We start from the raw sequence: 27,000 nt of genomic DNA, 5'->3' as shown, positions 1-27,000 counted from the left end.
GGGATCAGAATTCAGGTAATTGGTAATGACAGAGACAACCAGCAAGAAAGTAGAAAAATGGTCGTATCCATTGAAGGTGGGAGCTGCAGAAGCTACGGATCCGCAGCAGTTTTATAAGGCGTTAGCCAAGGCGAAAGATGGTTACTACCCGTTGGGGGCGAATGGCCTCTGGCACGGAGGGGTACATTTCGATGAGGCATCTGGTTTGGTGCAGGATTTGGCGGAAGTCAGGTGCATCGCGGACGGGGAAGTTGTCGCTTATCGTATTGATAGTACTTATCCAAAGTCAGCTTTTGATACCAATGGGGCGGTGTATTCAACGGGTTTTGTACTCGTTAAACATCGTTTAGAGACGCCTGTTCCTCCTGCACCCGCCCCTGCGGCTGGGGGAACACCAGCTGCAGTAACTCCGGGGCCTAGTCTGACTTTCTTTAGTCTTTACATGCACCTCCTGCATTGGGACACGTATGAAAAAACTCCTGCATTGGGTCGGCCTTCATTTTGGAGTGGTGGCACATGGCAGGTGATGGCTACGGCAAAGGATGAAATTCTGGGCTTGAGAGTTCGACAGGAAAGGCGCGGAAAACCGGGATATAGCACGGTGTTGACTGTTTTGCCTCGCGGCACAGTTGTCGAAACTGCTGAAGAAGAAAACGGTTGGCTCAAAGTGGTTAGTGTTACGCCTCCGGATGCCAACCTCCCCGCTGGGAACGGCTGGGTGTTTAAGCGAGAGTTGACTGCAGGGGCCACACCAAATAGCTATAAGGTGGGCACTGCAGCAAAAGATCCGATGACTCCCCCTAAAAAAGGGCTGGCGGTACACGCTTCTCCTAATCAATCCAGTACGACGACCGCTATTTTGCCGATTGGAACTCAGGTGAAAATTGGCAGTGATGGGACGCGCGGTAAATACCAAAAGCTATTGGAAATTTTGGGAGGAAACGCTGTACCTCCGTTGGCAGCAGCGGAGGTTCTTGGCTACGTTTGGGAGGGCCTGCTTGAAACCAAGAGCGAGCCAGCCGAAAAAGACGCTGTCCACGTGTTGGCTACTCCTGTTTTCATAAAAGCAGGGAGTTTGGTGGGGCACGTCGGCAAATATCAGAGCTACTCAGACTCTGCTCCAAGAAATCTTCTGCACTTGGAGGTTTTTAGTTGCGAGGACGTCAAGGCTTTTACTGAGCTAAGTAAACAGAAGGCATCAGGTCTGCCAAAAGCCGAGAAAACTCTGCTTAAAATTCCAAAAGACAGTCTATTAATCACTCATGTTGAAGGCATGAGTGCGAGTAATCCGCCTAGGGTGACTGATCCCCATAAAAAAGTTGGGTACGATTTCATGGTCCCGGTCGGGGTACTGGAAGCATTGCCGGCGGACAGAAAAATCAAGGTTCCTGTCGTAATGGGCGGAACGACAAGTTATACGCTTTGGTGGCGCCTGGATGGTCTTCTTGGTGACGAAAATGGCAATGAAATTGGCGGATGGTTTTCGGAGCCGGACGTGACGTTGTCTCGTCATTCGCCCTTTGAGTGGGAGGGATTCCGTTTTATTGAGGAGACCGTCAGCAACGTGGATCATCTGGCTGCCTCTCTCCATGCTCAAGAAAACCTGACTGAGGAGGAGAAGGCAAGTTATACGCCTAACGTGGGAGCTGCCAATGACGGCCCTGCCAAGCAGCATCTGTTCAAGATGCTGGATAAAAATGGTGATAATAAACTTACGCCTTCGGAGATAAGGGAAGCGTTAGAGAAACCTTGGTTCTCGCAGCCGATATCTCAGATGGTTACACGTTACGAAAGTGAGTGGCAGTACAAGGGGGAGAAATGGAGCGCCCTAGATGAGTTGATGGGGCATAGTGACGCCGATCCGCATAAACAATGGGTGGAAGAGAAACTTCGAATCGAGCGACTCGGTTGGTGGGATAAGCTAGTCGGAAAATTCGGAATAACTGGTGATGCTAACGTCCAGCATATCCATCCCCTAGGGTTGTTGGGGGGGTTCTTATCGGGCTGTCCTGAAAAGTGTAAGGCGGAAGTTTATACTCTGGACACAACTGTCGGTCCTTATGTCGTTTCCAAAAAGCTGTTTGAGTTTTTATTGGCAATTGAAGCGTATAGAGAACATCCGTATGCGCTTCCTGATAATAATAGCGGCATAACAATTGGCTATGGCTATGACTTGGGGCAGCAGACTGCCGCCAGGGTCGATGCGGAGCTTAAAGACCTTTATACGCCTCAGGAAATCGAAAGCTTGAAAGGGGCGTTAGGCAAAAAAGGTCAAGATGCAAGAGACTATGTTCATAATGTCAGCTCAATATCTATAAGCAAAGATAACGCTCTTAAGTTGGCCGTGATTATGAAGAAGAGATATGCACAACAAGTTGTTGATGTATATCCCAAGGCTGTCAATCTACATCCGGATTGTCAAGGTGTATTGCTTTCTCTTGTTGTGAACCGAGGCAACGCGTTAACCGGTAATACCCCGGCTAAAGCTCAGAAGCGCTTAGAGATGAAGCAAATAAAAGAAGATTTTGATAACGATCAACCCGAACTGATACCTTCACGTCTTCGCAGTATGAAGCGCTTGTGGGAAAACGATCCCAGCACGGCTGGGGTGGCGACAAGACGTGAAAAGGAAGCGGTATTTTTTGAGGAGGCATTAAAATGCAACTGCTGGAAGTAATTAGCAAGTCACTGATTGCGTTATCAGTTGTTTGGATATCTATAGGCGGTGCATCGGCGGACGTCAGTTGTAGCTCTGCCACCTTGGCGGCCCCTGATATTATCAACTGCTCACAGAAATCATTTGAAAAAATTGATAAGGTGCTTAATGAGCAATACAAGGCGCTGTCAATTGAGCTGGATGCGTCGACAAAAGCAGAGCTGATATCTGCGCAGAAGAAATGGATTAAATTAAAAGATAGTTATTGCAGAGATGATGGTGACGAAGGTGAAGAGTCGCCTATCGAAAAGCTTTCATGTGTAAAGCAGTTCACTAGTTTTCGGGTGAGTGAGCTCATTTATCTTCGTACTGGCGTTATAGGCGATGGCTTTTACAAGGCAGTGTCGTTAGTGAACGAAAAAGCTACATCTATGAACTACCCAAAAGCTATTGAGTTTGTTGGTGGAAGCGAAAATTTTGGTTCAGCTTGGAAAGAATACGCAGATGGAAATTGTGCTATGACTTCTAAGCTGTTTGGCGAAGATGTGGACCGATGCATGGCGAGGATGCGATTTCAGATTCCAATTTACTAGCTGTTTTCCTGTGTGGATATATTTTCAGATTTATCAATTTGGCTGAAATGGCGGGCGGATTTATTTGTTGGAGTGAAAAGGGAGGTTATTTATGCTATTTGAATAGATCTGTTCCTTTTTTGAATAAATCTGTCGGTAAGTTGGTGGCGGCATTATATTGGCTGCTTGAGGGGGCGTCTGTGGTTAACGGGTTTTTCATAACTATGAAAAGGTCATGTTTTGGTTTTTTGGCGTTATTTCCTTTCGCCGCCCACAGCGCAGTCACCAGCGAATCACTCTGCTTCGAACTATCTGAAACCAGTCCGGTGAAGTTCGAATTCCATACCTTTTACGACGTCTCCAGCAAATGGTCAGGCGGGTTCGTAAAGTACGCCAAGTCCAGTGAGCCAATTTCCATTGTGTTGACGGATACCCAGAACGAAATGCTCGGCGCCGATGCCCCTTGGCAGAGCACCAGAAGCTGGTCTGAAGTCATCAGCGGCAAGGTCTCAGGGACCTACGAGCTCGTGACTCAAGGAACGCAGGTCGTCTCGATGACGTACACGAAGAAGTCCAACGGCAAGGTTTACTATTTTGGAAATAACACCAGCGTCGATTCCTCTTTGGAGTCCGGATGCAAGTGGGAGTAGGGCGCGCACATGAGATCAAAAACTCTAGCAGCATCATTGCTCGGCCTGCTGTGGACGATGCCGGTGTTAGCCGAAACCACTACGTTCAGCCCAACCAAAGACGTCGAAGCAACACTGGTTCTCGAAGGCTCCACGCTGAACATCGCGATTAAAGGCGAAACGAATAACGAGTCGCGGACAATCGATTTTCAAGCTGAAAACGAACTCCATGTGCAGGTCGATGATTTCAATTTTGACGGAGTAAAGGATTTCGCGATCTGGCAGCTTGATGACGGAATGGGCACTTACGACTACTACCGGGTGTTCATTTACCAAGTCAAAACCGGCACGTTCGAAGAATTACAGCCGGACTGTGGCGATGGTTTCGTTAATTTGCGCGTCGACAAAAAGCGTAAAGCGTTGCTCAGCACCTATTGGGAAATGAACATAGCCAAGCAATGCGTCACTCGGTTCGCCAAACGCAAAGCTTGAATGACTCAAGGAAGAACACAGTGAAACGTTTTGTTTTTACCCTGCTGGCCGTGCTGCTGCCTGTTTCAGCTGTGTACGCGGAGGATGACTGTAGTCATGTCACCTCAAGCCTGGAAATGGTGCCCTGCTCGGAGGCGGCGAAGAAGGCTGCCGACACGCAGTTGAACCTCAGCTACAAGCAATTGATGGCGCGGCTTGAGTCTGATTATCGAGCGGATCCGGCATTGGGCGCGGATTACGCGGCGAAGGTCAAAGAATCGCAACGTGCATGGCTGAAGTTGCGCGATGCGAATTGTCCGTTGGAAGCATTCGAGATCGAGACGGGGATGCCGGCGCATGTGTTCGCGGTCAACTCGTGCATCGCCAGAATGAGTCGCGAGCGCTCGGCGTACCTGGACAAGATGGTCCCTGCTCTTGCATCCGACAAGAGCACTTCGACAGCGCCGGCCAACGGCGCTTGTCCTTCGGAGGAATTCCCTGCTTTCCTGACAGCGTTTTCCGCCAGCAGTGAATTACAGCGCCGTCTCACTGCGATGACGGTCAAGTCGCTTGTTTTGAAGCCGGTAGCAGGCAAGGACCGTAGTACCTTTGAGCCTTCGACCTCGGGCGTCAGCGGAGCTTCCTTCACCTACCCGCTGATGGCCGCCATCACACCCGGCAAGACACCTGGAGTCGAGATTGAAGAGGTCGATGACAGTCACGTCAACGTGGTCGATAAGCGGGCGGGCAACAGCAATGTGAAAATCTTCAACTTCTCTCGTCAGGCATGTTGGGTGCTTGAGGGGATTGAGGATTGGTCAGTGAGTGAGAAGGATCTTGTCGCAACTCGTAACCCCGGAATGAGCCGCGCTGAGAATTTCTGCGAACAACGTGCTGAAGCTTTAGGAGGGTTAGGTTTTCTTGAGCAATACCCTCTGACTGGGGAGTTGATTGAAGCGTCTCTGGAAAACTATGTCTGTGCAGCAGAGTCGGGTGACCCACAGGCGAGTCTCTCAGCGGCAAGCTTGAGCCTTTCGCAGATGGCGTCTCAGTTGGAAACGAGCAAGGTTGAGGCGTTGTTCAAAGCGGCCTCGAAAATACCGAGTGGTGCGTTGGGCTATGCCACGTTTCTTTGTTCAGGAAACTCCACCGACTATAACGGTCCTTGTCTTCATCCCAAGCAGGCAGAAGAGCAGGTCATTCGAGCAATCAACATGGGCTCCATAGAGGGAATGAGTTATCTGGCTTCTACCTTTGAGGGTGGCGAGTTGGGAACAAAGGATATGTCCCGAGCGTTAGCCTGTTATCAAATGGCGGCTGATAAAGGTCACCGGCTGAGCATCGACAACGTGGCGCGATTGAAGTCGCAAGGTCCAGAGCCGATCAAGGCGAGCCACTGCATTTGAAGTTCGGGGTCGTGCTTGATGCGCTTCCGCACTTGTTGGGCGTGGGCCCGTCACGGTAAGCGTTTAACGCTTGTGCATCTGACAACCCCCATTTTCCTTTAAACTCCCCGCCCTCAAGGAATGCGCTCAGGACACGGAATGCCAGCCCCCTCTTTCTCTCTTCGCCCCGCGATGGTGCTGTGGCTGTATGCCGCGGCAATTGTGCATGTGCTCGCCGGTCTCACGCTGACCTGGGCCGGTCATTCCGGATTACTCGACGGCTATTTGCACACCCTCGAACTCGCATTCTGGGGCGCCGACCCGGTCCCTGCCGCCGGTCACGAGCAGCAGGTGTGGTGGCTCGCACTGTTCGGTGCGACGCTACAAAGCTATTCGCTGTACATGCTCGCGTTGGTGCACCTCGGCAACCGCCTTAAAGCTCCTGCAATTTGGGGCTGGTTGATGGCGGGCGTCCTGTTATGGGCACCGCAGGACATGTGGTTTTCCGCGCAAAAACAGGTCTGGTCGCATCTGTGGCTCGACGGTTTTGCGCTGCTGGTGCTGTTGCCGCCGCTGGTCTGGTTGCTGCGCCATGATCGTCGGAAATCCTCGCCAGAAAGGACCGTGAGCAAGTCCAACCCCTTTGTCGGCGGCGCCTACAAGCGCGTGCTGATCACTGGTGGCACCGGGTTTATCGGTGAAGCCGTGGTCAATCAGTTACTCGACGCTGGCCACACCGTCAGCTTGCTGGCGCGGGATCCGTTGAAAGCGGCGAACCTGTTCGATGGTCGCGTTCGTTGTGTGCGTTTGTTGAGCGAACTTGGCTGCGACGAACCCTTCGACGTGGTGATCAATCTGGCTGGCGCACCGGTCGCCGGGCCGCGCTGGAGTCCTAAGCGTCAGGCGCAACTGCTCGCCAGTCGGGTCGATACCACCGAAGCCTTGATGACCTGGCTGAAGTGCACGAGCCATAAACCGGCGCTGTGGATTCAGGCCTCGGCCATCGGTTTCTACGGCGTGCGCGATGCCAGCGAAAGCCTCGATGAACAAGCCAGAAAGGGCGACGGTTTCATGGCCGAACTCTGTGCGCGTTGGGAGGCTTCGGCGAAACCCGCCACGCAGTTTGGCGTGCGCCAGGTGGTGCTGCGCCTCGGCGTGGTGTTCGGGCCGGGCGGTGCGTTGTTGCCATTGCGGATTCCGTTCCGTCTGGGTTTCGGCGGGCGGATGGGCGACGGTCAGCAGATCATGAGTTGGGTGCATCGCGACGATGTGATTCAGGTGATCGCTCGATCCTTCCACGATGAAAATTTGCGCGGCACCTACAACATGGTCGCTCCCGAAACCGTCAGTCAGGCAGCGTTCGCCGAGAACGTCGGCAAAGTCCTCAAGCGTCCGGTGTGGTTCCACATTCCAGCCGCGCCAGTGCGTGCGTTGGCTGGGGAAATGGCTCAGCTGTTTTTCGACGGTCAGCGCGTGGTGCCGCAGCGTTTGAGCGAGGCGGGCTACACGTTCCGCTATCCGACCCTCGACGCCGCGCTGCGCGATCTGGCCTGAGGATCGCCCATGAGCAAGCCCCTGATGTACCTGCTGGCCGGCAACGGTAGCGCCGCCGATTGGTGGGATGATGCGCTGCCGCATTTTCAGCGTTACGACGTGGTGCCGCTGGAGCTGCCGGGCTTCGGCGCCAACCCGCAGCCGCCCTGCGAGGATCTGGCGGCTTACGCCCAGACCTTGTTGGCGATGACGCAAAAAGGCAGCGCGATCATGGCCGTCGGGGTCAACGCGTTGCTGGTGCTGCATGCGCTGCAATGTCGGCCCGGGCACTTTTCTCGCAGTGTGTTGCTGGCGCCGGTGGGCGCCTTTTTGTGGCAGCGCCGATTGCCGGCGCTGATGTCACCGCTGCCGATCCGCAAGACCATTCACTGGCTGCTGTCGAACAAGCCCACGCTGTTCGCGCGCAAGTTCTCCAATCAGACCTGGACGCCCGCGCAGTACCAGCGCATGGGCGCCGGTTATGCGCGTTGCCGTGCGTTTGTGCCGCACTGGGATCTGATCCGTGCCGACACCGCGCTGCCATTGCTGGAGTGGATCACCGACCCGGTCGAACTGGTCTGGGGCGATCAGGACAAGGTACTGGGCATCGAGCAAGCGGCGGCATGGTCGGCGATTCTTGCGCGCGCAGACCTGACCATCAGCCTGAAACCCGGTTGGGGTCATTACCCGTGGATCGACGCGCCCGCGCAGTTTGCGCAGTGGCTGGAGTCGGGCGAGCGCGGCTTCGTCGCGCACACCAAGGGTGGGCGTTTGCGTCTGGCGGAACTGGCCCGGCAACCGGTGCCGGCGGCGCTGACCCTCAACGATTGCAACGACCCGCGACTACCGACCTTCCTCGCCAGCCAACCACAGGCGACCTGGGCGGTGCGTTCTTCCAGTTATGGTGAAGATCAGGCCGACTCGGCAAATGCCGGTTTGAGCACGACCTACCTGCGCGAGCCGGCCGCCAACGTGCCGGCGCGCATTGCCGAGCTGACTGCCGAAGGTGTCGAGGAAGTGGTGGTGCAGCGCTTCATCACGCCGCAGGTGTCGGGCATCGCGTTTGTGCGTCATCTGTCGGTGGAACTCGAATGGGTTGAAGGTCATCTTGAGTCCCTTGCCGATGGTCAGATCAGCCCGGAACGGGCGACGCTTTCGCGGCTCGGCGATGCCTGGCGCAGTGGCACGTTCACGGCAACCCATGGTTTGACCGAAGACGTGCTGTGGTGCTTTCTCCAGGATGTCTTGCGGGTGTTCCACTATGTGCCGGGCGATGTCGAATGGGCCTGGGACGGTTCGCAACTGTGGCTGCTGCAATATCGGCCGATCAGCGACTACGGCTGGCGCCGGCACCTGACGGCCGCCAACATCGCCGAGATCCTGCCGCCGCAACCCAGCGTGCTGGTGGAGTACGCCCAGCGCCGGGCCGCCGCGAGCATTCCGGCGATCATGGCTCGTTGGGATGCGCGGGTGTTGCAGGACAACGAGCCGTTCACGGCGGTGTTTGGCGGCGCGTCCTACATCAACAATGACCTGTTTCTCGCACGGTTGGCCGACTGGGGCATCAGCGCCAGCAACTATGCCGGTGAAGTCGGCGGCGCGACCCCGCATTTGCCGTGGCGACCGCTGCGGATGTTGTGGTCGCTGCCATTGTTTCTGCGCATGCAGCGCATCGCTCGCGGGCATTTGCTGAGCTTTGAGCACGGCTTGCAGCGCTTCGACAAAGAGCTGGCCGACCTCGTCGCCCAAGGTGCTGACGGTCAGCAACTGGCCGACTGGTTCACCCGGTTCTATGTGTTCGTGGTGCAGGGCAATCTCTGTATCGCCACGGCGCTGGCCAGCAGCGGCGGGGACTGGCTGGGCCGACCGCCCACCGCTTACGACAACCTGGAAAACAGCCCTCATCGGCTGCCGTGGGAGACCGATCCGGCCACACCTCGACCCGCGTCGAGCGCGTTGCCATTACAGGCGTTCCCGCAATGGTCAGGGCTGATCCGCCTCGCTCATTCGACCGGCCTGCCGGGCCTGCGTGGTTACTACCTGCAAGTGCGCGAGTGGTATCGCGACAACCTGATGCGCATCTTCTTCCGCCTGCATCACGCCATGCCACTGGCGGATCGCGAACACTGGTTTGCGCCGCACCCGGACATCCGCACGCGCGACGGCAGCTTCTGGCAGGACGGCCGCGAAGGTGCCGAACAAGCCACCGGATTCATGATTTACCCGGGGCAGGTGCGGGGCATCCTTGGCGAAGACATCTTGCTGGAAGACACCCTCGATCCGGGGCGCCACGCGCACTATCAGGCAGCGCGGGCGGTGATTGCGCGGATGGGCGGGCGGTTGTCGCATGGTTCGACGTTGTTGCGGGAACTGCGCAAGCCTTCGGCGGTGATGCCGCAGGTGGATCTGGCGTGGGTGGGGTGCGAAGTGTTGTATCGGGATGGGGAATTGGAATTGATGAATTCGAAGGATGTGAAGTGAAACGACTGCTGGTGTTATGCATGAGCTGGTTGCCGATGGCAGCGATGGCGTCGGATATCTGCAACGAGAAAAGCGATACCAAGACTTTTCTTACGCAATGGAAAGACAGTGGAGAAAGTGTCGAAGACATACATTCTGGCTTCTACGATGACGGATTTTCTCTAGAGCGTGGCAAGGTGGTGTAGCAAGGCGATCTCAACGGCGATGGCCGAGACGACTTCATCTTCCTCTCCTATTCAAGTGACGGCTCGGCCGGCGACATGACGTACGCCTTCCTGATCCAGTGCCGTGGTTACTTGAAGCATACCGGTGGTGATTACTTTGCCGGGATCAAGGTTCTGGACGGTCCGCCCAAGAACGGCGGCGACGTCAAAGACATCGAGATCTATTCCTACATCAGGGATAAGCGCGGGCAGATTCGCTACAAAAAAAATGTAGCCATGACCCGGCCACATCTGTGGCAGTTCAACCCACAGACACAGCGTTATGAAGGTCAGTCCGAATAGATTTCAGTTACGGAGTTACAGCGTGAAAGGATGCTCAGTTCTACTCGGTTGCCTCTTGGCCATTGCCACCTCCGTGGCTTTCGCCGCTGACCCGGATTTCAAGGATTACACCGTCACCCCAGTGTTTACCGGCATCAATCATGAACCGGTGCCGCAAGAACACAGCAACCCGATGATGGATATGGATCGTGCACAGGCACTCAAAGGCAAGGTCAACTTTGCCGGCCACTACATCCTGTACCGAGTCGGTTGTGGTGGCAGTGCCATTTGCGGCGAAGTGCTGGATGCGCGCACGGGGGAGGTTGTCGGCGGACTGCCGAACGCATACGACGGCAATGCGTTAAGTCTGTCAAACCGGCCTGATAGCCGTCTGCTCATTGTTTCCGGCATTGCGGCCGATACGGAAGAGGACGCGCAGGGTAATGAGCTGGAAAGCCGCTTCAGAACCCGCTACTTCGAGTTTGTGAACAACGAGTTCCGGCTGCTGACGTTCAAGGATTTGTGATCGCCGTTGTTTGATTAAGGATGATTGGATGAACCATTTTCTTGCGAGCAGCCTTTCGCTGTTGCTCTCGCTTCCAGCTTTCGCCGCTCCGAAGGACGCCTACACCCAACGCGATGTCATGCAATGTGGCGGTGTTGAAGTGGTGATGGTGTCGTCGTGCCGATCCGTGACGGTGGATGACGCAGAAACCCACCTCATCCCGGTCTGCTCCGACCAGACGATCAACATTGGCGGCAAAGTGTTGCGCCGCAACATCGACAAGGTTTTACAGCTCACGTCTGACGGTAAGAAAGCAAAGATGCTGAGTAACGTTGTCGTGGCGATGGATTGTGTGAAAGGCACCAAGGGTAGCCTTGTTTCGATAGGCGGTTATGGCGGTTGTGGTGCCTGTCCTGAATGGCGCGGGTATTACTCGACAGCGGGGCGATTGGAGCAATACAGCTTCGATAACAATCAGCGCTCATTTGGTTCGAAGGGTTCCTGGGAAGAGCTGATCAAGGCTTATGGCGTGACGAAGAGGCAGTTACAGTCGGAAAGTCCGTCAGTGAAAAGGATCGACTATGGGCAGCCTTAAGTGGGTATTGATGATCGGCAGTCTGTGCAGCGCTATGGGCGCGTTTGCCGAGGACCCGTCAATAGTTGGTATCAGCGGGCACACGGTGTCGTTTCGGGCTACAGAATGGACGATGCCCGGTGTGGATTCGGCGACTGCATGGTTCGCCGCCAATGGCAAAACCTTCCCGCTCTTTGGCGCCGATATTGGCGCCGATGGGCACTCCAATATGCTCAGTCCTGACAAGAAAACCTTGCTGCTCGACCCTGTGATTTTCGGCATGTTGTCGGACGAAAACGGTGAAGAGAAGCTAGTGTCGCAACAGCATTGCACGGTTATCTCAATGGAGACCGGTTGCGTGCTGGCTGATCGTTCGGCCACTTTTTGTGTCGGCCAGTGGAAGGGCAATCAATGGGTTACCGACGACGGCGAAGTGCTCACTCCCGCCTTGGAGACGAGGTCTCCAAAGGACTTGCTGAAACATGTCTCAAGTAACGAACTGGCGCAGTCCCGCGCAGAGTTCATCGAATGGGGTCTGGTCTTTTTAAGTCCAGAGTCTTACATGGCGTGTCACCCCCCGGCGCAAAATGTTCAGGCCTATAACGACTTGGGCTTTTACCTGGCCGAGGGCGGCAAAGATGAGCTGGCGCTGAAGTTCTATCGCGGCGTTGAGGCCGTCGGTAAACGCACAGTGCTGATGTTGAACATCGCCGACTCACTCTGGCGCCTTGATCGCAAAGACGAAGCGCAGCGCTATTACAGCCAGTACCGCGACGCAATGAGTGCCGACGGCAAGGCGCAGAAAATACCTCAACGCGCAGTTGAGCGATCCGTCATTCAGGGAATGAAAAATTGACCATGTTTGTGCGCTTTATCGCGTTGTCCTTAGGCCTGCTGTCCGCTTCAATCGCGCTCGCGGAGGACAACTGCAAAGTCATCACAGTGAACTGGCAATACGACCAGTGCGTGGAAGCCGACCGCAAGAGTGCCGATGCAAAACTCAATGCCAGCTACAAACTATTGATGACTCGATTCGAGTCTCAATGGAAGCGTGAGCCTGAGCAAGCGAAGGCATACATGGCCATGGCCAGAGACTCGCAACGCGCGTGGATCAAGTTGCGCGACACCACATGCCCTCTAGAAGCCATAGAGACTGAAACCGGATCCAAGGCATACACCACGCTGACCAATAACTGCATCGCCAGAATGAGTCTGGAGCGAGCCGCTTATCTGGACGCCGTCGCACCGGATGATCCGAGTGAAGTGGTCGATGTCGCCAAGGTTTCCAACTCTGCTTCTCAACGCTTTGGTGATGTTGTTGCTCGTTACGTCACCACGTTTGGTAGTCCGTGCCTCGATGTGCAAATCCTTGCGCCAGAGGGTAATTGGAGGGTGTTGGCTTCCAAGCGCTTTTGCAGTTTTGACGGTAAGTCGTTCAGGTCGGTTTATAGCTATGCCGGGTTCGAAGATCACGTATTTGCGGACGACGGTTTGCACGTGACGCTTAGCCTGACAGATCTACGTCCTACCGGCGAAAAGCGCCTTGCCTGTGTAATTCCGATTCAAAACGAGCAGATCAAAGAACTGAAGTGCGGCGCATCCGAGCCCGGTGCCTCGAAGACTTCTGGGCGGGTAGCTGAGCGCAGTGCCGGAGTGTCCGGATCATGATCAAACTCAAGGCGTTTTTTGGGCTGGTCGCGGGTGTTTCTTTGGCTGCTTTGCTGGTTCCTGCGCATGCCCAGGAAACCTGCAATCCCGACAGCTTTTCCAATCCCGATATGATCATTTGCGGTCAACAGACTTTCGAAAAAGTCGATGCAGTGCTGAATGAGCAATACAAGAAAGCGCTGGTCAGTTTGGCGCCCGCCGACAAGAAGCAACTGACTGATGTGCAAAAGAAGTGGGTGCGCTTCAAAGAGGCGTATTGCGAGGATATCTATAAGTCGGCTTTACCCGGTGCAGAAGCGCCCATCGAAAGGCTTGCGTGTCTGGTGCAAACAACCAATGCCCGGTTGGGAGAGTTAATCGCTCTACAGACTGGGTTACCCCTGGACGGCTTTTACAAAGCTGCGTCGGTCATGGCGGGGCAGGATCGAGAAAAAGGTCTGACGGCTTCCATGGCGCGATTGGGGGGTGACAACTTTGACGAACCGTTATGGAGGCAATACGTCGATGGGCACTGCGAAATGAGTGAGCGTGTGTTCCGGGAGGACATCGCTAACTGCGCAGTGCGAATGCGTTTTCAGTTACCTCTGAATCGTTGAAGGAATGATCAGATTGAAATCAATGCGAGTTTTATCTGCTGCACTGTTTGTTCTCTTTCCTATGGCGGCGCACAGTGAGGTCTCGACGGAGATTTATTGCTTCCGTTCGCAAGATAGCGCCAAAAGCATCAGTTTCGAACTCAGAACTTATTACGACTCCTTCTCCAAATGGAGCGGAGCGGCTGTCAGGTACAGCAAGTCGAAGAAGGCCATTTCTCTGGTGCATCGGAATACCGAGCAAGAAATTCTGGCAGGGGATCGTCCGTATCAGTTCACGACGACTTGGGTTGAGGTTTCGGAGGGCGCGCTGACGGGTGAGTATGAAATGGTCAGTCAGGGTGCCCGGATCTATGGCATGACTTATACGAACTACAAAACCGGGAAGAAGTACTCCTTCGAACACGATTTCAGTATGGATTACTCACCGGATACGGGCTGTCAGTGGTGAGTAATTGGTTAGTTGGAAAAGGGGACTCAACGTCCCCTTTTTTCCGCCCGCGATTCAGCTAAGGCTTGGCCTGATACTCCCGAAACTCAATGTGATCGAGCGTCCCTTCCACCATCAACCGCACGCCGTCCGCCATTCTGCTCAGGCCCAGTGCCATCGAGCGGCGGGGGCCGTCGAGGTCGTCGGCCAGGTTGGCGGCGAAGGCGCTGATGGACAGGAGGTCTTCGGAGGCGTTGGCCATGAGGGCTTCGGCGTCGGCGTTGGGGCAGAGGGCGAACAGGCCACCCAGGCGTTTGGGGCGTGGGGCGGTGGGTTTAAAGTGGTGGTCGAGGGCGCGTTCGGCGGCTTCGTGGAGTTTCTTTGAGTCTGGGAATTCGTAAGGGGAAACTTCTTCGTCAGTGAAGGTTGGGTCGATCATCGGTGTAAATCCTTTTGAGTTGGAAAGATTTGCTCCGGTTTTCGGACTTGCACATCCGGTCACCGATTTTGCGGTGACGGAAAGAGGTTATCGATGAACTCCGAGCACGCCTAGTTCACGGACAGCGCCGCAGTTTGAAGGACATTTCCCAAGGATTTGCGGGGTAGAGGAACAAGAAATCACTGCTATCGGCAGCTCCTACAGGAATGTGTTTCTTCAGGTGTAGGACGGGGGGATGGTGTGACGCGGAGCGTCACGGGATGCATTCCCACGCAGAACGTGGGAACGATCGGGTTCAGGGGTTGGAAATCGTGACTTGGTAGTCATCTGGCAGGAAAAGCGCTGCATCGTCTTCTATCAGTCTTGGATAGTGGCGAATCCGTCCGAATCCCTTACACTCCCCCAGCCGTTCACTTTCCTTTTGAGGCTGTGCGCATGAAATTTCGTTTTCTTCTGTGGATGATGGGTCTATTGATGGGTAAGGCCAGTCGGACAAATCCTGCGTTCCAGCAGCAGTTGGGTGACAAGGATCTGGTGTTTCAGCTACAGACTCTGGACGGGAAAGTGGCGCGGCATTTCGTGGTAAAGGATCAGCGCATTACCAGCAAGTCCGGGGTGGTGGCGGAGCCGGCGTTTGCGATTGCCTTCAAGGATGCGGCGTTCGGGTTTGCCACGATGCAGGCGAAGAACAAGCAGTTGGCGTTCATGCAGGGGATTCAGGACAAGTCGATCCAGCTCAAGGGCAATCCGGCGCTGGTGATGTGGTTTCAGGGGTTGATGAAGTATTTGAAGCCGAGGAAGGCCAAGCCGAAGGCTGCTTGAGTCTGGGGTGAGGCTGTGAAGCGGAGCGTCACGGCTGCATTCCAGAGCGCGGGAACGATCAAATACAAAGGCCCCACACTCGGTTGAGTGTGGGGCCTTTTTTATGAGCGCAAATCAGGCCTGGCTGAACTGCGAAGCCAGTTCCCGCAGCAGCACTTCAGCCTCAAGCACTTTGCTGACCACATCATTGGCCTTATCGCGAGTCAGGCCAACACGCTCCAGCAGCGCATCCGGAATGTCTTCATCCGGCCCGGAGCCGATGCCGCGACTGCGCAGCAGGCGCACGGCCAGGCAGACGAGGTTCGGGTATTCGGCGTAGGCGCCGTCGTAGTTCGGGTCGTGCTGGAAGCGCAGGGCGGTGGCCAGTTCGTCCGGCATGTCCCAGTAGCGCATCAGCCAGGAGCCGATCTGTTCGCGGCTGATGCCCAGCAGGTGTTGCTCGACATAGCTGTGGCACAGGTGCGGGTTGACCTCCAGGTGGCGGCAGATCAGCGAGAAGTGCGGCGGGAACACGTGGGCCAGCAGCAGGTAGCCGAAGTTGTGCAGCAGGCCGGCGAGGTAGGTCAGGCCGGATTCCGGGCGCTGGGCACGCGGCATGGCGCGGGTCAGGCCTTCGATGACGGCGGCGGTGTAGATCGATTGCTGCCAGTACGGCGTGGTGTGTTGCGGATGATCTTTCGGCAGGCTCAGGGTCTTGCCGAGGGCCAGGCCCAACGCCAGGTTGATCACAAGATCGAAGCCCAATACGCGGACGATCGCGTCTTCCACCGAACGGATCTTGCCCGGCGAGGCGTAGTACGGCGACGCCGCCCAGCTCACCACTTGCGCGGCCAGCGCCGGGTCGGTTTCGACCACGCCGGTGATGTCGTCGATGGTGGCGTTGGGGTCGACGCGCAGCTTGATGATTTTTTGTGCGGTTTCGGCCAGCGGCGGAATCTCGATGGTCGCTTCCAGACGCTGCTGGATGCGCCGCGCGGTGAACGCCTGCACGGCCTGGGTGATTTCCTCGCGGTCATCGTCCGGGCGGTCGAGGTTCGGGCGGATGCTGCTCAGGGCTTCGCCGAAGTTGGCGGCGCTTGCCTTGGTCAGCATGGTCTTGAAGTCTTCGCTGGCGATTTCCAGCAGCAGGCCCGGCTCGCCGGAGTTGATCAGCAACTTCGGCTCGCGCAGCAGGCTTTCTTCGTAGAGGCACGGCGAACTGGTCAGCGCCGGCAGGCCCGGCAGCAGGCTCAGGCTGTGTTTGCCGAGCATCTTTTCCAGGCGCTCGGTGGACACGGCGGTCAGGCGACGGCCAGTCAGTTCGGCGAGGCGGTTGAGATCCAGCAACTGGCTCTGTGGAAACAGCACCATCAGCGCACCGACCGCGTCGTCCAGCAACACGGCCTGCACTTTGCGCGAGGCATTGAGGCCGTGGTGGTCGAGCACTTCTTCGTAGGCGACGCCCAGCTTGTTGAGCAGCAGCCGAATAACAGACGGAGCGTGCGGTGATTCGGGGGCGAGAGCAGCTTCGGTCATGGTCTGTATCCGTTTTTGAAACAATTGCAGGAGTATAACCAGCTTGGTTGGAACGAGCTGTCAGAAACTGCGACGGTGCTCACACTTGGCCGTATTGCTGCCCGTGTCGCAGCCAGCGGTCGAGCAACGGGCTGACGTGGGTAGGCCAGCGTTCGAGCAAGGCCTGGGCGGCATCGCGCACGGCGGGCAGCAGATCGGCGTCGCGCATCAGGTCGGCGACCTTGAATTGCAGCAGACCGGTCTGGCGGGTGCCGAGCATTTCGCCGGGGCCGCGCAGTTCAAGGTCTTTTTCGGCGATGACGAAACCGTCGTTGGTCTCGCGCATGATGCCCAGGCGCTGGCGGCCGATCTGCGACAGCGGCGGATGGTAGAGCAGCACGCAATGGCTGACGGCGCTGCCCCGGCCGACGCGACCGCGCAACTGGTGCAGTTGCGCAAGGCCCAGGCGCTCGGGGTTTTCGATGATCATCAGGCTGGCGTTGGGTACGTCCACGCCGACTTCGATCACGGTGGTGGCGACCAGCAGTTGCAGGTTGCCGGCCTTGAATTCGGCCATGACGGCGGCTTTCTCGGCGGGTTTCATGCGGCCGTGGATCAGCCCGACCTTCAGCTCGCCGAGGGCGGCGGTCAGGTCTTCAAACGTGGTTTCGGCGGCCTGGCAGGTCAGCTCTTCGGACTCTTCGATCAGCGTGCACACCCAATAGGCCTGACGGCCCTCGGCGCAGGCGCTGCGCACCCGCTCGATGACTTCGACGCGGCGGGTGTCGGTGACCAGCACGGTGTTGACCGGAGTTCGGCCGGGCGGCAGTTCGTCGAGGATCGAGGTGTCGAGGTCGGCGTAGGCGCTCATCGCCAGCGTCCGCGGAATCGGCGTGGCAGTCATGATCAGTTGATGCGGGCACATGCGCCCGCCGACGCCTTTCTGCCGCAACGCCAGACGCTGCTGCACGCCGAAGCGGTGTTGTTCGTCGATGATCACCAGCGCGAGGTTCTTGAACTGCACTTCGTCCTGGAACAGCGCGTGGGTGCCGACCACCATCGGCGTGCCGCTGGCGATCTGCTCCAGCGCGGCGACGCGGTTCTTGCCCTTAAGCTTGCCGGCCAGCCACGCCACGTCGATGCCAAGCGGTTCGAGCCAGCGTTTGAAGGTGATGAAGTGCTGCTCGGCGAGGATCTCGGTCGGCGCCATCAGGGCGACCTGATAACCCGCCTCAAGCGCTTGCAGCGCAGCGAGGGCGGCGACCACGGTTTTGCCCGCACCGACGTCGCCCTGAATCAGTCGCAGCATCGGTTCGTGCTGACTGAGGTCGTAGGCGATTTCGTTGCCGACCCGCTGTTGCGCGCCGGTCGGGTTGAAGCCGAGGTTGGCCAGGTATTTCGCCGGCAGCTTGGTGGCTTTCGGCATCGCCGGTGCACGCAGGGAACGCATACTTTCTCGCAGGCGTTGCTGCGATAGCTGGTGAGTCAGCAGTTCTTCGAAAGCGAGGCGATGCTGGGCCCAGTGATGACCGAGGGCGAGTTCGTCGACGTCGGCATCGGCGGGCGGGTTGTGCAGGTAGCGGATCGCGTCGGCCAGTGGCGCCAGTTGATAGTCGCGGGCCAGTTCGGTCGGCAGCCAGTCGGGCAGGGTGGCCGGTTTGAGCAGGGTCAGGGTCTGCATGCACAACTGACGCAGACGCGCCTGGGTCAGGCCTTCGGTCAGCGGGTAGACCGGGGTCAGGGTTTCATCCACCGGCGGCGGTTCGTCGCCGTTGATGGCGCGGTATTCCGGGTGGTAGATCTCCAGCCCCGAGGCGCCGGGCCGGGCTTCGCCGTAGCAGCGAATCCGCGTGCCGCGCTTTAGGCCTTCTTTCTGCGCGTTGCTGAAGTGATAGAAGCGCAGGCTCAGTCCGCCGGTGCCGTCCTGCAAGCGCACGACGAGGCTGCGGCGTCGGCCCATGACCACGTCGGCGCCGCTGACGGTGCCTTCGACCACGGCGTCCTGCCCCGGCCGCAACGCGCCGATCGGCACCACGCGGGTGCGATCCTGATAACGCAGCGGCAGGTGGAACAGCACGTCCTGAAGGTTTTCCAGGCCGACCTTGGCCAGTTTCTCGGCCATGGCTTCACCGACACCCTTGAGTGCGGTGACCGACACCTGCGACAGCTCCGTCATGACGCTGGCTTAACCGGCCGTAACCGGCGCGGCAGGCTTGGCGACCGAGCACAGGCGAATGGAGTCGGCGAGGATCTCGATGGCTTTCGGCCGTGGGAAGCTGGCGCGCCAGGCGATGGCCACGGTGCGGAACGGCACCGGTGCCGACAGCGGGCGCACTTCGATCACGCCCGGGGCGTAGTGATGGCTGTCCACTGCCGACAGCGGCAGGATCGAGATGCCCAGGCCGGACGCGACCATGTGGCGGATGGTTTCCAGCGAGCTGGATTCGACCGTGGTGTGCTTGGCGCCGTCGTTGCCCTTGGTCAGGGTCGGGCAGGCTTCCAGCACTTGATCGCGGAAGCAGTGGCCTTCACCAAGCAGCAACAGGCTCTTGTCGTTGAGCAGCGCGGCGTCGATGGATTCTTTCTGGGTCCACGGGTGCTGGGCCGGCATCAGGACGTAGAACGGCTCGTCGTAGAGTTGCAGGGTCAGCACGTCGGCTTCGTTGAACGGCAGGGCGATGATGATCGCGTCCAGTTCGCCGTTGCGCAATTTGTCGCGCAGCACGTGGGTGAAGTTTTCTTCGATGTACAACGGCATCTGCGGGGCGACCCGGTGCAGTTGCGGAATCAGGTGCGGGAACAGGTACGGGCCGACGGTGTAGATCGCGCCGACTTTCAGCGGGGCGGTCAACTGGTTCTTGCCGGCCTGGGCCAGTTCGCGAATGCCTTGGGCCTGCTCCAGCACTTTCTGCGCCTGGGCGACGATACCTTCGCCGACGGGTGTCAGGCGTACGGCGCTTTTGCTGCGCTCGAAAATCAGCACACCGAGTTCGTCTTCAAGCTTTTTCACGCCCACCGACAGGGTCGGCTGGCTGACGTGGCAACGCTCGGCCGCGTGGCCGAAATGCTGCTCTTGGGCGAGGGTAACGATGTAGCGTAATTCTGTGAGAGTCATAGCAAGCGTCCATGAAGATGCGGGCCAAGCATACCGGCTGCAATCGATAGACGCACGTTATCAGACTGAGTGATGAATGCGACACCGGGCAATGCCGGTTTGCCGTGGATGGATAAGCAAAAGGCACCTTTCGGTGCCTTCTGGGCTGGATCAGGCCGGGATCCGCGAGTGCGGATCAGCGGCGGCGTTCCAGCGAGTACACAAACGGCGCAACGATTTCGATCGCGCCATTGGTCAGCATGTCGGCCGGCGGCTTGGGCAGCGGTTGGGCGCGGCGGATCATTTCCAGGGTGGCCCGGTCCAGATCGGCGTTGCCGGAGCGGCCCACCAGTTCGAACGACAGCACGTTGCCTTCGCCATCAACCACGAAACGCAACCGGTTCAAGCCTTCCTTGCCCCGTGCCTGAGCGCTGGCCGGGTACTTCTTGTACTTGGCCAGATGCGCGAGCAGGGTACCTTGCCAGCTGGCCTTGGCGGCCAATTGTGCAGGCGACGGGCCCGGTGCAGGCTGGACTGATTTCTCCGTCGGGGCCTGAGTCGGCTGGGTATCGGCCGGCTTCTCTTCGGACGGTTTCTCCTTCGGCGGATCGGGCAGTTTCTTCTCGATCGGCTTCGGCGGTTTGGGTTTCGGCTTGGGTTTCGGTTTCTGCACCGCGATCTCGGCTTTCGGCGCTTCGGCCAGTTTCGGGATCGGCAGTTCTTCAACCGGAGCCGGTGGCTGCGGTGGCGTGACGACTTTCGGCGGTGCGGGCGGTGGTGGGGCCGGAACCGGTGCCAGCTCGACCATCATTGCCTGCGGCGGCAATTCGATGGGCGGGCGGGCGGTCCAGTTCAGCGCCAGCGCGATGGCCAGCGCGTGAACACCCAGCACCACGGCCAGGCTACCGCTGTAACGCGTCAGCTTATGGCGCGTCGTGATCATTTCTTGACTGCGCTCTCGAGTCCGACCAGACCGACCTTCAGGTAACCGGCGGCGCGCAGGTTATCCATCACGCTCATCAGGTCGCCGTAATCCACGCCTTTGTCGGCCTGGAAGAAGATCGTCGTGTCTTTCTTGCCCTGGGTCTTGGCGTCGAGTGCGGCGCCGAGGGTTTCGGCCTTCACTTCGTCATCGCCCAGGAACAGGCGCTGGTCAGCCTTCACGCTGAGGAACACCGGTTTCTCCGGCCGCGGCGCCGGTTTGGCGGTCGAGGCAGGCAGGTCAACCTTGATGTCCACGGTGGCCAGCGGCGCGGCCACCATGAAGATGATCAACAGCACCAGCATCACGTCGATGAACGGCGTGACGTTGATTTCGTGGTTCTCGGCCAGATCGTCGTCTGCGCCTTCTTTCAAATGCAGGCCCATGGCCGATTACCCCACTTTCACCATGTGCGGTTGCGAGCTGTTGCGCTCAGGCTGGTGGTCGAGGTCGCGGCTGACCAGCAGCAGCACCTGAGCCGACGCATCGGACACCTGAGCCTTGTAACCGGCGATGGAGCGGGCGAAGACGTTGTAGATGACCACGGCAGGAATCGCGGCTACCAGACCCAGTGCGGTAGCCAGCAGCGCTTCAGCGATACCCGGTGCTACGACGGCAAGGTTGGTGGTCTGGGTTTTGGCGATGCCGATGAAGCTGTTCATGATGCCCCACACGGTACCGAACAGACCGACGAACGGTGCGGTGGAACCGATGGTGGCGAGGACGCCGGTGCCGCTGCTCATGTTGCGGCCACAGGCGGCAACCAGGCGCTCGAGGCGGAAGCTGACGCGTTCCTTGATGCCTTCTTTCTCGCGGGCGTTGGTCGACAGGCGCATTTCTTCCAGCGCGTCGTGTACCAGCAGGTTGGCGAGGGTGCCTTCCTTCGCGGCGGTGGCGCTGGCCTCTTTGAGCGTGGCGGCTTTTTTCAGGGCGGCAATCTCGCCGCGCAGACGACGCTTGGCGCCCATCAGCTCGAAGCCCTTGGCGATCCAGATGGTCCAGGTGATGATCGAGGCGATGGCCAGGCCGATCATCACGGCTTTAACGATCACGTCGGCGTTCTGGTACATGCCCCATGGCGACAGGTCGTGGGCCATGCCCAGAGTGTTGTCGGCTTCGAGGACTTCCGGCGCGTCGGCGGCGCTGGCCTCTACGGCCTGCACCGGGTCGGTCGCGGGTGCGGCGGCCGGAGCGCTTTGCTCGGTGGCGGCTGGCGCGGCCGGGGCCTGGGCGTCAGCGAATGCGGCGACTGGCGCCAGCATCAGGCTGAGCAGCAGGGCAGCCACGGCGCTCCAGGCGCGAGGTCGGTTGGTTGGCGAAGCGGAGTTTTGAATGCGTGTCATGCTGGCCGGACCTGAGATAGAAAAACGGTAATGCTCTTCCAGGCCTCGTGAGGCCGAGAACAAAAGTGGCGTGCATTATTGCAAGTAATTCTTGTTAACAGAAGTAATAGAGTTGCTTTTTTTCCTTCATTGCTAGCCGCTCGTCCCTTGTCGAGGCTAGTCTGTCGCTTTCCGATGGGAGATTTTTGATGTCCGCGCCTTCTGTTTTGATCGCCGGTTGCGGTGATGTCGGCAGCCGTCTGGCCACGCAATTGCTGGCTGCCGGCTTCCAGGTCTACGGCCTGCGCCGTGATATTTCACGTTTGCCGGACGGCGTTATCGGTGTGGCCGGTGACTTGTTCAATGAGGATTGCCCCGAGACGTGGCCGGTGGGCGCTATCGATTACCTGGTGTATAGCGCGGCGGCCACTGATCACGATGAGGCCGGTTATCGCGCGGCGTATGTGCAGGGTTTGCAGCATGTGCTGGGTTGGCTGAACGATTACGGTCAGGAGCCGGAGCGGCTGCTGTTCGTTTCCAGCAGCAGTGTTTACGGGCAGCAGAACGGCGAATGGGTCGATGAAAAATCCGAAACTGTCGCTGCGGGTTATTCCGGTCGATTGATGCTGGAGGCCGAGCAGGTTGCGCTCAACTCTGGCATCCCCGCGAGCATCGTGCGCCTGACCGGCATTTACGGCCCCGGCCGTGAGTGGCTGCTGACCCAGGTGCGTCGGGGTTATCGGGTGGCGGTCGATCCACCGCTGTATGGCAATCGCATCCATGCCGATGACGCGGCGGGGTTGATGGCGTTCTTGCTGGAGGCGGATCGCAAAGGCGTGACGCTGGATGACATCTATATCGGCGTGGACGATGCGCCGGCGCCGCTGGCCGAGGTGGTGGCGTGGTTGCGTGAGTATCTGGGTGTCACCGAATGGTCGGAAGACGAGAGCGTGCGTCGCACCGGCAGCAAGCGTTGCAGCAATGCCTGGGCGAAGGCGCTGGGTTGGGTGCCGAAGTATCCGAGTTATCGCGAGGGCTATGCCGCGATTCTTGAGGGGCGCTGCTGATCTTCGGGCGTAAAAAAGGCAGGAGCAAATGCTTGCTCCCGCCTTTTTTGTCTCAAGCGCCGATCACTGCTTCTCAAGCAACCACTTGCGTTCACCCGGGGTGAACTGCGGTTGTTCGTCCGCCAGCGCGGTGTTCACGGCATGCAGGATTTCCAGCTCTTTGCCCTTGCGCACAAAGATCCAGTTATTGCCCTGACCGTTCTGCTGCAACCACATGCTGTCGTTGCCGCTGCTCATCGATGCGCAATCGCCTGCGAGGCACAGCGCATAGCGGTCGGCGCCCGGCAGGCCGGAGACTTGTCCGTCAGCCTGGAATTGCACGGTGGCGCCTTCGCCCTGGCCGCTGGTGATCGTCCAGTTGCCGCCCAGATACGCGGAATACAGTGCGCGTTCGAAGCTGGCGCCGATCGGTGCGCCTTCCGGCACCGGAATCTGTGCGCGGTCGAAGACCTGTTCCGGTTCGTTTTCATTGGCGGCTTGTTGCAGTTGACCACCATCACGTTTCAGCTCGCTGGCGGAGCTGCCATAGAAATCGACTTTCCAGGCACCGGACTGTTCGCCGAGCAGGCGACCTTCGACGTTTTCGAAACCGTTGGTGTAGCGGGCCTGACCGGCCTTGGTGTTGACGTCCCACTCCAGGTTCGGGCCGTAAGCCTGAAGCGCTTCGCGCAGGGGGCCGCCCTTGGCAGCGGCATCGATGGCGACCTGATTGATCCAGGTACCGCTGATGTCACGGTCGGCAGGGTTGCTGGCGCAACCGCCGAGGAAAATGGCGAGCAGCGAGAGAGCAAGCGCTTTGCGCATGGTGGAATCCTTTCAAAACCTTTTCTTTACCGCAGAGCAGTCGGCGCGGTGTATTAGACCGCGCCGTGCGCATTACTCGATGACCAGAATGGCATCCATTTCAACCTGCGAACCCTTTGGCAGGGCTGCCACGCCGATGGCGGCGCGCGCCGGGTACGGCTGGTCGAAGTACTTGCCCATGATCTCGTTGACCTTGGCGAAGTGGCTCAGGTCGGTGAGGAAGATGTTCAGCTTGACGATGTCCTTGAACGAACCACCGGCGGCTTCGGCCACGGCTTTCAGGTTCTCGAACACCTGGACGGTCTGGGCTTCGAAGCCTTCGACCAGCTCCATGGTTTTTGGATCGAGGGGAATCTGACCCGACATGTAAACGGTGTTACCGGCCTTGATCGCCTGGGAGTAAGTACCGATGGCGGCCGGGGCCTTGTCGCTGGTGATAACGGTCTTGGTCATGTATGACTCCTTGTAATGTTTGAGTTATGCACGCATGCGGGTGATGCGGATCACCCCGGTCAGGGCGCGCAGTTTCTTGATCACGCGGGCCAGGTGCACACGGTCGTGGACGCTGACCACCAACTGGACAACGCTGATGCGGCCATCGCGTTCGTCCATGCTGATTTTCTCGATATTGCCGTCGGCTGCGTTGACGCTGCTGGCCAGCAGGGCGATCAGGCCGCGCTGGTGTTCCAGCTCGACGCGCAGTTCGACGTTGAATTCGCCGGTGACATCCTTGGCCCACGAGAGCTGGATGCATTTTTCCGGGTTGTGACGGATTTCGCTGATGTTGCGGCAGTTGTCCAGGTGCACGACCATGCCTTTGCCCGCCGACAGGTGACCGACAATCGGGTCGCCCGGGATCGGCGTGCAGCATTTGGCGTAGCTGAGGACCAGGCCTTCGGTGCCGCGAATCGCCAGCGGGCCTTCCGGGCTTGGCAGTTGTTCGCCTTCGCCGAGCAGGCGGCGCGCCACGACATAGGCCATGCGGTTGCCCAGGCCGATGTCTTCGAGCAGGTCTTCGATCAGTTCGAGGCGGTACTCGGTGAGCATCGCCTTCACGCGTTCGGCCGGAATCTGTTCCAGCGCGCTGTCGAAGCCGTTGAGCACCTTGTTCAGCAGGCGTTCGCCGAGGCTGATGGATTCGGAGCGGCGCTGCAGTTTCAGCGCATGGCGGATGTGTGTGCGCGCCTTGCCGGTGACCACGAAGTTGAGCCACGCCGGGTTCGGCCGCGCGCCGGGGGCGCTGACGATCTCGACCGTGGAGCCGCTTTGCAGCGGTTCGGACAGCGGTGCGAGACGACGGTTGATCCGGCAGGCGATGCAGCTGTTGCCGACGTCGGTGTGTACCGCGTAGGCAAAGTCGACCGCCGTGGAGCCTTTGGGCAGCTCCATGATCCGGCCTTTGGGCGTGAACACGTAGACCTCGTCCGGGAACAGGTCGATCTTCACGCTCTCGATGAATTCCAGCGAGTTGCCGGCACGTTGCTGCATCTCCAGCACGCCCTTGACCCACTGGCGAGCGCGGGCATGGGTGCCTTTCGGCTGTTCGTCGCCGCTGGATTTGTACAGCCAATGGGCGGCGATGCCGTTGTTGGCCATCTCTTCCATTTCGCGGGTGCGGATCTGGATCTCGATCGGTACACCGTGCATGCCGAACAGCGTGGTGTGCAGCGACTGATAGCCGTTGGCCTTGGGGATCGCGATGTAATCCTTGAATCGCCCCGGCAACGGTTTGTACAAATTATGTACGGCACCCAGCACGCGGTAGCAGGTATCGACCTTGTCGACGATGATCCGGAACGCGTAGACGTCCATGATCTCGTTGAAGGCCCGACGCTTGCCGCGCATTTTCTTGTAGATGCCGTAGAGGTGTTTCTGGCGACCGCTGACTTCACCCTGGATGCCGTCGATGGCGAGGCAGTGGCCAAGGGACTCTTCGATCTTGTTGACGATTTCCTTGCGGTTGCCCCGGGCGCGTTTGACGGCCTGGTAGATCCGCGCGGAACGCATCGGATGCATCGCCTTGAAGCCGAGGTCTTCGAATTCGATGCGGATCGCGTGCATGCCCAAGCGGTTGGCGATGGGGGCGTAGATCTCGAGGGTTTCCTTGGCGATGCGTCGGCGTTTTTCGCCGGACAGCACTTCCAGCGTACGCATGTTGTGCAGACGGTCGGCGAGCTTGACCAGGATCACGCGAATGTCGCGCGCCATGGCCATGGCCATCTTCTGGAAGTTTTCCGCCTGGGCTTCAGCCTTGGTTTCGAAGTTCATCTGGGTCAGTTTGCTGACCCCGTCGACCAGTTCGGCCACGGTTTCACCGAACTGCGCTTGCAGCGCTTCCTTGGCGATACCGGTGTCTTCGATCACGTCATGCAGCATCGCGGCCATCAGGCTCTGATGGTCCATGTGCATGTCGGCAAGAATATTGGCCACGGCAAGAGGATGCGTGACGTACGCCTCGCCGCTACGGCGGCGTTGGCCGTCGTGGGCTTGTTCGGCGTAGAAATACGCTCGGCGGACCAGGTTGACCTGGTCATTGCCGAGGTAGGTCGATAAGCGATCGGCGAGGGCGTCTATGCTCGGCATGATGTCTCCTGCCGTAGGCTGTGATCCCGCGCCGTGCTACGTCGACCAGGCATAGGCTTAGACGGCCTCGTTGGACTCGTCCTCGAACGCAGCGAAGACAGGGTCTTCGTGAACGATTTCCTGCTCGGCGATGAACTCGTAGCTCATCAGGCCTTCAGCGATTTCACGCAGCGCAACTACGGTCGGTTTGTCGTTTTCCCACTGAACCAGGGGCTCTTTGCCGCCGGTGGCCAGTTGACGGGCACGCTTGGTAGAGAGCATGACCAGCTCAAAGCGGTTTTCCACGTGTTCTAGGCAGTCTTCAACGGTTACGCGGGCCATGGTATTCCTCGGAGCGAATGCAATATGCGCGCTGCCCGGTTGGGCGAGCGGACTCAACAGTTTAAAAAATCACCAGCGATTAGGGAAGCG

At 58.4% G+C, this 27,000-nt stretch carries 28 protein-coding genes; 17 read left to right on the top strand and 11 right to left on the bottom strand.

Annotated features, from left to right (window positions below; genetic code table 11):
* The first annotated feature begins 25 nt into the window (after positions 1–25).
* The 15 genes from ABFB52_RS00305 to ABFB52_RS00235 all read left to right on the top strand — a co-directional run bounded on the left by ABFB52_RS00305 (position 26) and on the right by ABFB52_RS00235 (position 14,003).
* The gene (locus tag ABFB52_RS00305; RefSeq protein ID WP_085746822.1) at positions 26–2,677 is read left to right on the top strand and encodes a pesticin C-terminus-like muramidase; all 2,652 of its coding nucleotides are present in this window, start codon (positions 26–28) and stop codon (positions 2,675–2,677) included.
* Complete coding sequence (locus ABFB52_RS00300) at positions 2,659–3,249, top strand: lysozyme inhibitor LprI family protein (RefSeq protein ID WP_085746821.1); 591 nt, start codon at positions 2,659–2,661, stop codon at positions 3,247–3,249. Before ABFB52_RS00305 ends, ABFB52_RS00300 begins: the two co-directional genes overlap by 19 nt.
* Positions 3,210–3,878, top strand: a complete 669-nt coding sequence (locus tag ABFB52_RS00295) for a hypothetical protein (protein WP_236192139.1) — start codon at positions 3,210–3,212, stop codon at positions 3,876–3,878. Before ABFB52_RS00300 ends, ABFB52_RS00295 begins: the two co-directional genes overlap by 40 nt.
* A gap of 9 nt (positions 3,879–3,887) precedes the next feature.
* Positions 3,888–4,349 (top strand): hypothetical protein, encoded by a 462-nt coding sequence (locus ABFB52_RS00290; RefSeq protein WP_085746820.1) that lies wholly within the window; start codon positions 3,888–3,890, stop codon positions 4,347–4,349.
* A gap of 20 nt (positions 4,350–4,369) precedes the next feature.
* Complete coding sequence (locus tag ABFB52_RS00285; protein WP_085746819.1) at positions 4,370–5,734, top strand: lysozyme inhibitor LprI family protein; 1,365 nt, start codon at positions 4,370–4,372, stop codon at positions 5,732–5,734.
* A gap of 138 nt (positions 5,735–5,872) precedes the next feature.
* Positions 5,873–7,267, top strand: coding sequence for a TIGR01777 family oxidoreductase (locus ABFB52_RS00280; protein WP_129974246.1), 1,395 nt, complete (start codon positions 5,873–5,875; stop codon positions 7,265–7,267).
* A gap of 9 nt (positions 7,268–7,276) precedes the next feature.
* Positions 7,277–9,727 (top strand): alpha/beta fold hydrolase, encoded by a 2,451-nt coding sequence (locus tag ABFB52_RS00275; RefSeq protein ID WP_129974245.1) that lies wholly within the window; start codon positions 7,277–7,279, stop codon positions 9,725–9,727.
* Entirely contained in the window at positions 9,724–9,912 is a 189-nt protein-coding gene (locus ABFB52_RS00270; protein ID WP_256656692.1) for a hypothetical protein, read from the top strand. Before ABFB52_RS00275 ends, ABFB52_RS00270 begins: the two co-directional genes overlap by 4 nt.
* 75 nt (positions 9,913–9,987) lie before the next feature.
* The gene (locus tag ABFB52_RS00265) at positions 9,988–10,233 is read left to right on the top strand and encodes a hypothetical protein (protein WP_256656691.1); all 246 of its coding nucleotides are present in this window, start codon (positions 9,988–9,990) and stop codon (positions 10,231–10,233) included.
* A gap of 55 nt (positions 10,234–10,288) precedes the next feature.
* Positions 10,289–10,738 carry a hypothetical protein gene (locus ABFB52_RS00260; protein ID WP_219733709.1) on the top strand — a complete coding sequence of 150 codons (450 nt, stop codon included), beginning with the start codon at positions 10,289–10,291 and terminating at the stop codon, positions 10,736–10,738.
* A 28-nt stretch (positions 10,739–10,766) separates the two neighbouring features.
* Positions 10,767–11,312, top strand: coding sequence for a hypothetical protein (locus ABFB52_RS00255; protein WP_102685882.1), 546 nt, complete (start codon positions 10,767–10,769; stop codon positions 11,310–11,312).
* Positions 11,299–12,147: a tetratricopeptide repeat protein gene (locus ABFB52_RS00250; protein ID WP_102685881.1), complete on the top strand. Its 849-nt coding sequence runs from the start codon at positions 11,299–11,301 to the stop codon at positions 12,145–12,147. The genes ABFB52_RS00255 and ABFB52_RS00250 overlap by 14 nt, the downstream gene beginning before the upstream one ends.
* 2 nt (positions 12,148–12,149) lie before the next feature.
* Positions 12,150–12,959, top strand: a complete 810-nt coding sequence (locus tag ABFB52_RS00245; protein WP_129974244.1) for a lysozyme inhibitor LprI family protein — start codon at positions 12,150–12,152, stop codon at positions 12,957–12,959.
* Positions 12,956–13,555 (top strand): lysozyme inhibitor LprI family protein, encoded by a 600-nt coding sequence (locus ABFB52_RS00240; RefSeq protein ID WP_129974243.1) that lies wholly within the window; start codon positions 12,956–12,958, stop codon positions 13,553–13,555. Before ABFB52_RS00245 ends, ABFB52_RS00240 begins: the two co-directional genes overlap by 4 nt.
* Positions 13,556–13,577: 22 nt before the next feature.
* Positions 13,578–14,003 carry a hypothetical protein gene (locus ABFB52_RS00235; protein WP_129974247.1) on the top strand — a complete coding sequence of 142 codons (426 nt, stop codon included), beginning with the start codon at positions 13,578–13,580 and terminating at the stop codon, positions 14,001–14,003.
* 58 nt (positions 14,004–14,061) lie between these two features.
* On the opposite strand, the gene ABFB52_RS00230 is transcribed toward ABFB52_RS00235, so the two are convergent.
* Positions 14,062–14,421: a DUF6124 family protein gene (locus ABFB52_RS00230; protein ID WP_236192312.1), complete on the bottom strand. Its 360-nt coding sequence runs from the start codon at positions 14,419–14,421 to the stop codon at positions 14,062–14,064.
* A gap of 435 nt (positions 14,422–14,856) precedes the next feature.
* Between ABFB52_RS00230 and ABFB52_RS00225 the strand changes: the two genes are divergently transcribed.
* The gene (locus tag ABFB52_RS00225) at positions 14,857–15,243 is read left to right on the top strand and encodes an SCP2 sterol-binding domain-containing protein (protein ID WP_129973040.1); all 387 of its coding nucleotides are present in this window, start codon (positions 14,857–14,859) and stop codon (positions 15,241–15,243) included.
* 114 nt (positions 15,244–15,357) lie between these two features.
* Here ABFB52_RS00225 and ABFB52_RS00220 read toward each other — a convergent pair whose 3' ends face one another.
* The 6 genes from ABFB52_RS00220 to exbB all read right to left on the bottom strand — a co-directional run bounded on the left by ABFB52_RS00220 (position 15,358) and on the right by exbB (position 22,156).
* Positions 15,358–16,758 (bottom strand): aminoacyl-tRNA deacylase and HDOD domain-containing protein, encoded by a 1,401-nt coding sequence (locus ABFB52_RS00220; protein WP_085696810.1) that lies wholly within the window; start codon positions 16,756–16,758, stop codon positions 15,358–15,360.
* Positions 16,759–16,837: 79 nt separating this feature from the next.
* A complete protein-coding gene (gene recG / locus ABFB52_RS00215; protein ID WP_011336566.1) occupies positions 16,838–18,913 on the bottom strand; it encodes an ATP-dependent DNA helicase RecG in 2,076 nt (691 codons plus the stop codon).
* Between the two features lie 9 nt (positions 18,914–18,922).
* The gene (locus ABFB52_RS00210) at positions 18,923–19,852 is read right to left on the bottom strand and encodes a hydrogen peroxide-inducible genes activator (RefSeq protein ID WP_007954418.1); all 930 of its coding nucleotides are present in this window, start codon (positions 19,850–19,852) and stop codon (positions 18,923–18,925) included.
* A 175-nt stretch (positions 19,853–20,027) separates the two neighbouring features.
* A complete protein-coding gene (locus ABFB52_RS00205; protein ID WP_129973039.1) occupies positions 20,028–20,774 on the bottom strand; it encodes an energy transducer TonB in 747 nt (248 codons plus the stop codon).
* Positions 20,771–21,199, bottom strand: a complete 429-nt coding sequence (exbD, locus tag ABFB52_RS00200) for a TonB system transport protein ExbD (protein ID WP_011336565.1) — start codon at positions 21,197–21,199, stop codon at positions 20,771–20,773. Before exbD ends, ABFB52_RS00205 begins: the two co-directional genes overlap by 4 nt.
* 6 nt (positions 21,200–21,205) lie before the next feature.
* Positions 21,206–22,156: a tonB-system energizer ExbB gene (exbB, locus tag ABFB52_RS00195; RefSeq protein WP_085746806.1), complete on the bottom strand. Its 951-nt coding sequence runs from the start codon at positions 22,154–22,156 to the stop codon at positions 21,206–21,208.
* Between the two features lie 188 nt (positions 22,157–22,344).
* On the opposite strand from exbB, the gene ABFB52_RS00190 reads away from it, so the two are divergent.
* Positions 22,345–23,202, top strand: a complete 858-nt coding sequence (locus ABFB52_RS00190; RefSeq protein WP_129973038.1) for an SDR family oxidoreductase — start codon at positions 22,345–22,347, stop codon at positions 23,200–23,202.
* Positions 23,203–23,265: 63 nt separating this feature from the next.
* Here ABFB52_RS00190 and ABFB52_RS00185 read toward each other — a convergent pair whose 3' ends face one another.
* The 4 genes from ABFB52_RS00185 to rpoZ form a co-directional block, all read right to left on the bottom strand.
* Positions 23,266–24,006: a hypothetical protein gene (locus ABFB52_RS00185; protein WP_129973037.1), complete on the bottom strand. Its 741-nt coding sequence runs from the start codon at positions 24,004–24,006 to the stop codon at positions 23,266–23,268.
* A gap of 72 nt (positions 24,007–24,078) precedes the next feature.
* Entirely contained in the window at positions 24,079–24,459 is a 381-nt protein-coding gene (locus ABFB52_RS00180) for a RidA family protein (protein WP_003229509.1), read from the bottom strand.
* A 24-nt stretch (positions 24,460–24,483) separates the two neighbouring features.
* Entirely contained in the window at positions 24,484–26,589 is a 2,106-nt protein-coding gene (gene spoT / locus ABFB52_RS00175) for a bifunctional GTP diphosphokinase/guanosine-3',5'-bis pyrophosphate 3'-pyrophosphohydrolase (RefSeq protein WP_007954439.1), read from the bottom strand.
* A 57-nt stretch (positions 26,590–26,646) separates the two neighbouring features.
* On the bottom strand, positions 26,647–26,910 hold the full coding sequence (gene rpoZ / locus ABFB52_RS00170) for a DNA-directed RNA polymerase subunit omega (protein WP_003229503.1): 264 nt from the start codon (positions 26,908–26,910) through the stop codon (positions 26,647–26,649).
* Positions 26,911–27,000 lie beyond the last annotated feature (90 nt).

Origin of the sequence: Pseudomonas sp. 9.2(2024) (assembly GCF_039695385.1) — a bacterium.
GTDB classification, from domain to species: Bacteria; Pseudomonadota; Gammaproteobacteria; order Pseudomonadales; family Pseudomonadaceae; genus Aquipseudomonas; species Aquipseudomonas paraglycinae.
This window is presented reverse-complemented; position numbering and strand designations above follow the sequence as displayed.

Coding starts and splice junctions, on each gene's coding strand:
- ABFB52_RS00245 (WP_129974244.1), top strand. CDS start 12,150: ATGTTTGTGCGCTTTATCGCGTTGTCCTTAGGCCTGCTGTCCGCTTCA.
- exbB (WP_085746806.1), bottom strand. CDS start 22,156: ATGACACGCATTCAAAACTCCGCTTCGCCAACCAACCGACCTCGCGCC.
- ABFB52_RS00190 (WP_129973038.1), top strand. CDS start 22,345: ATGTCCGCGCCTTCTGTTTTGATCGCCGGTTGCGGTGATGTCGGCAGC.
- ABFB52_RS00295 (WP_236192139.1), top strand. CDS start 3,210: ATGCATGGCGAGGATGCGATTTCAGATTCCAATTTACTAGCTGTTTTC.
- ABFB52_RS00180 (WP_003229509.1), bottom strand. CDS start 24,459: ATGACCAAGACCGTTATCACCAGCGACAAGGCCCCGGCCGCCATCGGT.
- ABFB52_RS00265 (WP_256656691.1), top strand. CDS start 9,988: ATGACGTACGCCTTCCTGATCCAGTGCCGTGGTTACTTGAAGCATACC.
- ABFB52_RS00235 (WP_129974247.1), top strand. CDS start 13,578: ATGCGAGTTTTATCTGCTGCACTGTTTGTTCTCTTTCCTATGGCGGCG.
- ABFB52_RS00220 (WP_085696810.1), bottom strand. CDS start 16,758: ATGACCGAAGCTGCTCTCGCCCCCGAATCACCGCACGCTCCGTCTGTT.
- ABFB52_RS00240 (WP_129974243.1), top strand. CDS start 12,956: ATGATCAAACTCAAGGCGTTTTTTGGGCTGGTCGCGGGTGTTTCTTTG.
- ABFB52_RS00230 (WP_236192312.1), bottom strand. CDS start 14,421: ATGATCGACCCAACCTTCACTGACGAAGAAGTTTCCCCTTACGAATTC.
- ABFB52_RS00300 (WP_085746821.1), top strand. CDS start 2,659: ATGCAACTGCTGGAAGTAATTAGCAAGTCACTGATTGCGTTATCAGTT.
- rpoZ (WP_003229503.1), bottom strand. CDS start 26,910: ATGGCCCGCGTAACCGTTGAAGACTGCCTAGAACACGTGGAAAACCGC.
- spoT (WP_007954439.1), bottom strand. CDS start 26,589: ATGCCGAGCATAGACGCCCTCGCCGATCGCTTATCGACCTACCTCGGC.
- ABFB52_RS00255 (WP_102685882.1), top strand. CDS start 10,767: ATGAACCATTTTCTTGCGAGCAGCCTTTCGCTGTTGCTCTCGCTTCCA.
- ABFB52_RS00205 (WP_129973039.1), bottom strand. CDS start 20,774: ATGATCACGACGCGCCATAAGCTGACGCGTTACAGCGGTAGCCTGGCC.
- ABFB52_RS00290 (WP_085746820.1), top strand. CDS start 3,888: ATGAGATCAAAAACTCTAGCAGCATCATTGCTCGGCCTGCTGTGGACG.
- ABFB52_RS00210 (WP_007954418.1), bottom strand. CDS start 19,852: ATGACTCTCACAGAATTACGCTACATCGTTACCCTCGCCCAAGAGCAG.
- ABFB52_RS00225 (WP_129973040.1), top strand. CDS start 14,857: ATGAAATTTCGTTTTCTTCTGTGGATGATGGGTCTATTGATGGGTAAG.
- ABFB52_RS00275 (WP_129974245.1), top strand. CDS start 7,277: ATGAGCAAGCCCCTGATGTACCTGCTGGCCGGCAACGGTAGCGCCGCC.
- ABFB52_RS00250 (WP_102685881.1), top strand. CDS start 11,299: ATGGGCAGCCTTAAGTGGGTATTGATGATCGGCAGTCTGTGCAGCGCT.
- exbD (WP_011336565.1), bottom strand. CDS start 21,199: ATGGGCCTGCATTTGAAAGAAGGCGCAGACGACGATCTGGCCGAGAAC.
- recG (WP_011336566.1), bottom strand. CDS start 18,913: ATGACGGAGCTGTCGCAGGTGTCGGTCACCGCACTCAAGGGTGTCGGT.
- ABFB52_RS00280 (WP_129974246.1), top strand. CDS start 5,873: ATGCCAGCCCCCTCTTTCTCTCTTCGCCCCGCGATGGTGCTGTGGCTG.
- ABFB52_RS00185 (WP_129973037.1), bottom strand. CDS start 24,006: ATGCGCAAAGCGCTTGCTCTCTCGCTGCTCGCCATTTTCCTCGGCGGT.
- ABFB52_RS00305 (WP_085746822.1), top strand. CDS start 26: ATGACAGAGACAACCAGCAAGAAAGTAGAAAAATGGTCGTATCCATTG.